Source organism: Clostridium sp. CAG:221, assembly GCA_000435835.1.
GTDB lineage: Bacteria > Bacillota > Clostridia > Clostridiales > Clostridiaceae > Clostridium.
On sequence record FR883407.1, the window covers coordinates 1 to 7,788 of the forward strand.

A 7,788-nucleotide genomic window follows, 5' to 3' on the forward strand; every position below is an offset into this window, starting at 1 on the left:
AATATTACTGGAAATCAAAATTTCCAGTAATATTTTTTAATATATAAAATCATTTACACAAATTTATCGATAGTCTCAAATTTTCTTTTAATAATTTATCTATAGTTTCAATATATTTTTTTATATCAATTTCTTTTCCTTTAATTAGTATTTTTTGACTCTCTATAACTACTTCTAATACATTAATTTCTTTATTCATCATCTTATATAATGAACTATTTTCAAATCTATCATCAGCTATTTTCTCTATTTGTTTATTCCTATCATTAATTATATTCATACATCCTTTTAAACGATTTTCTAAATCTTCAATAATCTTTTCTAACTCTTTAATAGTTTTTCTTGTCATTATAAACACCCCGTCAGTTATATTATTTTTATTATTGTTCAATAGATTAATTTTTTAATATCACTAAATTTTGATTCCTTTTTTGTGAGGAAAACATATATTATGAAATAACTGGTACTATATCCCTATCTGTTATTCCTTTAAAAATATTATGGTTTCTCTATCTAAATTAATATTAATATCTAATTGATCTATATATTTATTTATAGTTACTCCCCCTTCAAATTTTTTAAACTTACGATTATTAGCGTTAGTATTAACTCCTGTACCTTTAACTCGTTTCCTTTCTGAGACTATTCAATAAAGATATCTGACAAATAGCTTTTTAAATAAAAATACTAGATCAACTGCTGATAGACAATTTTTATGACAATACAAATTTCTAGTTAAATTTCTAAATAAATAAAAAATCTATATATTTATTAATCTTCCTTAATAAATGTTCTTACGTAACTAATTCTCCTATCATAAACACTCCAATTTAATTTTGTGATTCTCTTCTTTCATTTATTATTGTTGAAACCTCCGTTTAATAAATTAATATGCTTTAAATTATATTATATATTTCATCTAAATTAAAGACTGCTGACAGTTTCTTGAAAAATAAATAAGTGTTTCTTTTAAATATAGAGTAAAAATAGAGAAATAGTAAACATCTGTATATAAAGAGTTAGTCAATATAAAATAAACATGATGAAGAAAATATCTTTGAAAAAGTCATGTATGAAAATAACTAGAAGTATAAATTACTATTTTAAGGTATTATGATAAAATAATGTGAAATACAAAATTAATATATAATTATTTAGAATATACCTTAAAAATAGAATGTGATAAATAAATTAACTATGGATTAAAGAACTCTGAAGTTTTTTATATTTAAGAACATATAATTTTTACTAAACTATCTATTGAAAAAATATATTATATTTGTTAAATATTAATTTTTTATATTTAAATTAGAATAAAAATAATAAAACTTTTAGTAAAAATGCTTGAAAGTTTAATCAAAAGATATTAATTTAAGTATAAAAAAGTAAAACAATATGCTATGGAGGGGTAGATTATGTGTAAAATAATTCCGCAGTTAGAGTGGTTAGAAAATCCAGAAATATTTGCTGTGAATAGAATGGAGGCCCATTCTGATCATAAGTTTTATAGGAGTGTAGAAGAGTTAAAAAATAATAATATGATATTAAAACAAAGTCTTAATGGGAAATGGTATTTTTCATATGCAGAAAATGCTAGCCTTCGTGTAAAGGATTTCTATAAAGAGAATTTTGATTGTAAAGGCTTTGATATGATTAATGTACCAGCTCATATTCAGTTGGAGGGATATGATAAATGTCAGTATATAAATACAATGTATCCTTGGGATGGTCAAGAGGAATTAAGACCACCTATGATATCTAAATCATATAATCCTGTTGGAAGCTATATTAAATATTTTGAAATTAATGATGAATTAAAAAATAAGGAAATAAGATTATCCTTTCAAGGTGTAGAAACAGCTTTTTATTTATGGATAAATGGTGAGTTTGTTGGATATAGCGAAGATACTTTTACACCTTCAGAATTTAATATAACCCAATATATAAAAGATGGTAAAAATAAAATTGCAGTAGAAGTTTATAAAAGAAGTAGTGCAAGTTGGATTGAAGATCAAGACTTTTGGAGATTTTCTGGAATATTTAGGGATGTGTTTATATATGCCATTCCAGAAATTCATATAAATGATATTTTCATCAAAACAGAATTAAGTGATGACTATAATAGTGCAGTTTTGAAAAGTGAGTTGAAGATTACTAGTAATACGGGTTACGTGAGTGCATATTTATGCGATAATAAAGGAAATGAAGTAGCTTCAGTTGAAGAAGTTAAAATAGAAAAAGAAATGGAAGTTAGTTTTAATATAAACAATATTAATCTATGGAGTGCAGAAAATCCTTATTTATATAATCTTTTTATTAAAGTTTTAGATGATAATAAGGAATTAATTGAAATAATACCTCAAAAGGTTGGATTCCGTAAATTTGAATTAGTTAATGGTATTATGAAGTTAAATGGAAAAAGAATTGTATTTAAAGGGATTAATAGACATGAATTTAATGCTGAACATGGTCGTTCATTAACTAAAGAAGATATGCTTTGGGATATTAAGTTTATGAAAAGACATAATATAAATGCTGTTAGGACTTCACATTATCCAAATCAAAGCTTATGGTATGATTTATGTGATGAATATGGTATTTATTTAATAGATGAAGCTAATTTAGAAAGTCATGGATCATGGCAAAAGTTAGGGAAATGTGAACCTTCTTGGAATGTTCCAGGTTCAATACCAGAATGGGAAGGTTGTGTAGTTGATAGGGCAAAATCAATGCTTGAAAGAGATAAGAATCACCCATCTATATTAATTTGGTCATGTGGAAATGAGTCATATGCTGGAGAAAATATATTATCTATGACTAAGTTTTTTAAAGAAAGAGATAATTCTAGAATTGTTCATTATGAAGGAGTATTTTGGAATAGAGATTTTAATGAAATTAGTGATATAGAAAGTAGAATGTATGCAAAAGCAGCTGATATTGAAGAGTATTTAAATACTAATCCTGAAAAGCCATATATAAGCTGTGAATATATGCATGCTATGGGAAATTCCTGTGGAGGAATGATGAAATATACTGAACTTGAAGACAAATATGAAATGTATCAAGGTGGTTTTATATGGGATTACATTGATCAAGCTCTATATAGAATAAATGATAATGGAGAAAAAGTATTAGCTTACGGAGGCGATTTTACAGATAGAGCTACAGATTATAATTTCTGTGGTAATGGTATAGTGTTTGCAGATAGAACTATATCACCAAAAGCTCAAGAAGTAAAATTTTTATATCAAAATATAAAAATAAATGTAGATATAAATGGTACTACAATAAAAAATGAAAACTTATTTACAAATTTAGATAAATATGATTTTGAATATTTACTAGAAAAAGAGGGGAAAATTATTCAAAAAGGAACAGTACAATTGAAAGGAAATCCAGGTGAAGAAGTTTATATAGAAATTCCATGGATAAAAGATTTAAAAGCTGGAGAATATGTATATACTGTTTCTGCAAAGCTAAGAAATGATGAAATTTGGGCGGAAAAGGGATTTGAATTAGCTTTTGGACAAATGTCAAGAGAAGTTAAATGTGAAAAACAAGAGAGCTTAAAAAAATTAAATGTTGTTTATGGAGATGTTAATGTCGGAATTATTTATGAGAATTTTAAAGTTATGTTTTCACAGACAGAAGGCGGTATTGTTTCTTTAATATATGATGACAAAGAATATATAACAAGGACTCCAAAACAAATTTATTGGAGAGCTTCAACAGATAATGATAAAGGATACAAACATGAATATGCTTGTGGAGAATGGGCATATGCTACTATGTTACAAAAATGCATTGATTTTGAAGTAAAGGTTTCAGAAGATAATACAAAAGCTAATATTACTTATACTTATGAATTGCCAAATATCGCAAGAAATTTAGTAAAAGTAAATTATTTAGTTACATCACCAGGTATAATTAAAGTTAATATAAAATATAATGGGGCAGAAGGATTAAGTGAATTACCTACTTTGGGTATGAGTTTCAAATTAAATAAAGAATTTAAGGTATTTAATTGGTATGGAAATGGACCAGAGGAAAATTATATAAATAGAAAAGAAGGCGCAAAACTTGGAGTTTATTCAAAGCTTGCAGAAGATAATTTAACTCCATATTTAGTACCACAAGAATGCGGAAATTATACAAATACAAGGTGGATAGAAGTAAGAAATAATAAAAATGAGGGACTAAGATTTTCTTATGAAAAAAATCCATTTGAATTTAGTGTATTACCTTATAGTGTTATGGAACTTGAAAATGCAATGCATAAGGAAGAATTGCCACCTATAACATATACTTATGTAAATATATTATCAAAACAAATGGGTGTTGGTGGCGATGACAGCTGGGGTGCACCAGTGTTACCAGAATACTGTATCCCATCAGATACTGATATAGAATATAGTTTTATAATATCAAATATATGTATATAGGAAAATTCAATAAATTTTTTATAAATATTAGACAGTATCAATAGTAAGTAGTAATATTAAATTAGTTACTAATAATAAAGTATATATTAAATGGTCTGTTTTAAATATTTTTATAACAGACCTTTATTTTTATGAATTATTGCATGAAATTTGTTTACAGCTTTTTCTTATTTTAAGTTGTGTTGGAACAAGTACTTTCTTTGGATAATGTCTATTACTATTAATCTTTTCTAAAAGCAAATCTGCAGCAGCATCACCTAAGCAATCAGTCGGAACTTTAATGGTTGTTAAAGACGGAATCATATAGCTTGAGGATGGATAATCATCAAATCCTACTATACTTATATCATCAGGTATTTTTAATCCTCTTTCTGAAATAGCTTTATATGCACCAATTGCCATAGCATCATTACCAGCAAACATAGCTGTTGGAATATCATCTTTACTAAGAACTTTAAGCATTAGTTCATATCCCATTTTATAATTGAATCTATTATTATTTATATATTTATTTATTCTATATAAGTAATTTTTGTTGTATATATTTTTTTCCTCCATAAACTCCTTGTAAACTTCATCTCTTTCATCAATATATATATCTGTATTTTTGATTAAGTCAATATCGTTTCCACCAAGAAAACCAATTTTTCTATGTCCTAAGCCATATAAGTAATCAAATAATTCTCTAATAGACTTTTTTAAATCTACACATACAGAATCAAATTTATTATCATCTGGAGAAAAATTAACAAAAACTAAATTTTCATTAATACTTGAAATCCTTTCTATAATTTCATTTGAAAATCTTCCTATTATAATTATTCCAGCCAGACATTTTAAAATTTCATAATCACTTTCTTTATTTATTCTTATAATAGTATAATTATTTTCATTACATTTTTTTTCTGCAGCTAATCTTATAGATAAGAAATAAGGATCTGCAAGCTCTTCATTATTAGTATACCAGGAAAGTATACCAATTTTTTTTATATTTTTTGATTTTACTTTTCTATTTTTTAATGATTTATATTGAAGTTCATCAGCAATTTTAAGAATTTTTTCTCTTGTACTATCAGATACATTTAGTGTTTCATCAAAGTTTAAAACTCTAGAAACAGTACCAATAGAAACATTTGCCTTTAAAGCAATATCTTTAATTGTAGCCAAACTAATCACCTCCTATAAAAATTTAATTACGAATTTAAGTTTAAACTTTACTTAAAAACAAGTCAAATTTTATATTAAATATAAAAATATTAATTAAAAATATATAAAATTTTTTTAGTAAAAAATAGTAAAATTTAACCAAATAACATTGACTAAAATTTTACTAGTTTGTATAATAAAGGTGATAACGATAACAAAGTTATAAAAGTATAAAAGTATAAAAGGAGAGATAAAAATGAAAATTACTTCTAAAGAAAAATATTCCTTTGGTTTAGGAGCTATAGGAAAAGATGCTGTATATAATATAGTGGCTGTATATTTTATGTTTTATTTGACAGATGTATTAGGTATAAGTGTTGGATTTATTGGAGGATTATTTTTTGTAGCTAGAATTTGGGATGCTGTGAATGATCCTATAATGGGGCTTGTAGTAGATAATACTAGAACAAAATGGGGAAAGTTTAGACCTTGGATATTAATTGGAACAATAATTAATTCAATTATATTAATTTTATTATTTACTGATTGTGGATTAACTGGTAAATCACTTTATGTATACGTTTCGGTCATGTATATTTTATGGGGAATGACATATACCTTAATGGATGTTCCTTATTGGTCAATGCTTCCAAATTTAACAAGTGATAAAAAAGAAAGAGAACAAATTTCAGTAATACCAAGAATATTTGCTGCTTTAGCCGGACTTGCAATTAGTAGCTTAGGTCTAAAGATAGTAAGTGTTTTAGGTAAAGGAAATCAAAAGAGTGGGTTCTTATTATTTGCAATTATAGTCTCAGTAATATTTATAGTTACTATTTCAATAACTGTTAAAAATACAAGAGAACACAATTCATCTCAAGCAAATCAAGAAAAAACTACACTAAAGCAAATGATGCTAGTTTTAGTAAAAAATGATCAATTAATAGCTTTTTTAGCATTAGTATTATTATTTACAATAGGACAACAAATAATAGCATCTATTCAACTATATTACTTTAAATATGTAATAGGTTCAGAAGAGTTATTTACAATATTTGTTTCATTTTCAGGTATAGCAACAATATGTGGATTATTTGTATTCCCTAAAATAGTTGAAAAACTATCAAGAGTTAAGGTACATATATTAGGTTGTACTTTGCCAATAATAGGTATACTATTGTTGTTAATTGCAGGAATAATAGCCCCACAAAATAGTCTATTAGTAGGATTATCAGGAATTATTTATAGTTTTGGTGGTGGGTTCTTTTCAGGAAGTCAAACAGTTGCTCTTGCAGATATTGTTGATTATGGTGAATATAAGCTAGGAACAAGAAATGAAAGTGTTGTTTTTTCAATGCAAACGTTATTAGCTAAAGTATCAACTGCTTTTAGTGGTTTATTAACAGGATTAATTCTTTCAACAACAGGATATGTTCCTAATTCAGTTCAATCAGTATCTACAATAAATGGTTTAAGAGTTGTAATGACTGTAGTACCAGCAATATTTATTTTAATAAGTATAATAGTCTATAAAAAGTTTTATAAATTGAATGGAGAGTTATTGTCAAAAGTAATTATAACTCTAGAGGAGAAGAGAAGAAATGAATCTGGGTCATTAATTGTGGATATGGGTGAAATATCTGATATAGAAAACAGAATAAGTAAGGAGGTTAATTAATGATAATAAAATGTATTAACAAAAAAGGTTTTGATAATTTAACATTAGATAAAGAATATGTAGTTATAGATGAGAGACAAGAATATTATGTAGTAATTAGCGATAATAATGAGGAAGTAATATGTAGTAAAGATAGATTTATTGTGATTAGAGATAGTAAACTTATACAAAAAATAAAAGCTACAATTAATGAACTAAATTATCAAATTAAAAGTGATGGAAAAGATATAAAACATTATACTATAAGAAAAAATTCAAAAGGTGAAATAAAAGAAATATTAATAAAGTTTAAATATAACAACTAAGGATAGCTAACTATATGTTATATTAGAAGAAAATTTCTAGTATCATAATTAGATTTTGAATAATTAGTAATTGTAAAATTTTATATAAATAATATAGTCTATTGCAAGAAAGATTTCACTAATAAGTGACATAAAAAAAGAGTAGATAGATTTGCTTATTACACAAATCTAATCTACTCTCCCTTCCTGGGACTGTTGAAAGAATTGTGTAATATCA

5 protein-coding genes are annotated in these 7,788 nt (G+C 25.4%); 3 read left to right on the forward strand and 2 right to left on the reverse strand.

From position 1 onward, the window contains the following. Positions 1 to 49 precede the first annotated feature (49 nt). Positions 50 to 349: a hypothetical protein gene (locus Q5O44_RS09710; protein WP_022168222.1), complete on the reverse strand. Its 300-nt coding sequence runs from the start codon at positions 347 to 349 to the stop codon at positions 50 to 52. A 1,066-nt stretch (positions 350 to 1,415) separates the two neighbouring features. On the opposite strand from Q5O44_RS09710, the gene Q5O44_RS09720 reads away from it, so the two are divergent. Beyond that, positions 1,416 to 4,442, forward strand: coding sequence for a glycoside hydrolase family 2 TIM barrel-domain containing protein (locus tag Q5O44_RS09720; protein WP_022168223.1), 3,027 nt, complete (start codon positions 1,416 to 1,418; stop codon positions 4,440 to 4,442). A gap of 129 nt (positions 4,443 to 4,571) precedes the next feature. Here the strand turns inward: Q5O44_RS09720 and Q5O44_RS09725 are convergent, their stop codons facing one another. Beyond that, positions 4,572 to 5,609, reverse strand: a complete 1,038-nt coding sequence (locus tag Q5O44_RS09725; RefSeq protein ID WP_022168224.1) for a LacI family DNA-binding transcriptional regulator — start codon at positions 5,607 to 5,609, stop codon at positions 4,572 to 4,574. Between the two features lie 235 nt (positions 5,610 to 5,844). Between Q5O44_RS09725 and melB the strand changes: the two genes are divergently transcribed. Then, the gene (melB, locus tag Q5O44_RS09730) at positions 5,845 to 7,266 is read left to right on the forward strand and encodes a melibiose:sodium transporter MelB (protein WP_022168225.1); all 1,422 of its coding nucleotides are present in this window, start codon (positions 5,845 to 5,847) and stop codon (positions 7,264 to 7,266) included. Next, the gene (locus Q5O44_RS09735; RefSeq protein WP_022168226.1) at positions 7,266 to 7,571 is read left to right on the forward strand and encodes a hypothetical protein; all 306 of its coding nucleotides are present in this window, start codon (positions 7,266 to 7,268) and stop codon (positions 7,569 to 7,571) included. The genes melB and Q5O44_RS09735 overlap by 1 nt, the downstream gene beginning before the upstream one ends. The last annotated feature ends 217 nt before the right edge of the window (positions 7,572 to 7,788 follow it).

Bases quoted from the DNA above. Each gene is read 5' to 3' on its own strand.
- melB (WP_022168225.1), top strand. From the start codon at position 5,845: ATGAAAATTACTTCTAAAGAAAAATATTCCTTTGGTTTAGGAGCTATA.
- Q5O44_RS09735 (WP_022168226.1), top strand. From the start codon at position 7,266: ATGATAATAAAATGTATTAACAAAAAAGGTTTTGATAATTTAACATTA.
- Q5O44_RS09710 (WP_022168222.1), bottom strand. From the start codon at position 349: ATGACAAGAAAAACTATTAAAGAGTTAGAAAAGATTATTGAAGATTTA.
- Q5O44_RS09720 (WP_022168223.1), top strand. From the start codon at position 1,416: ATGTGTAAAATAATTCCGCAGTTAGAGTGGTTAGAAAATCCAGAAATA.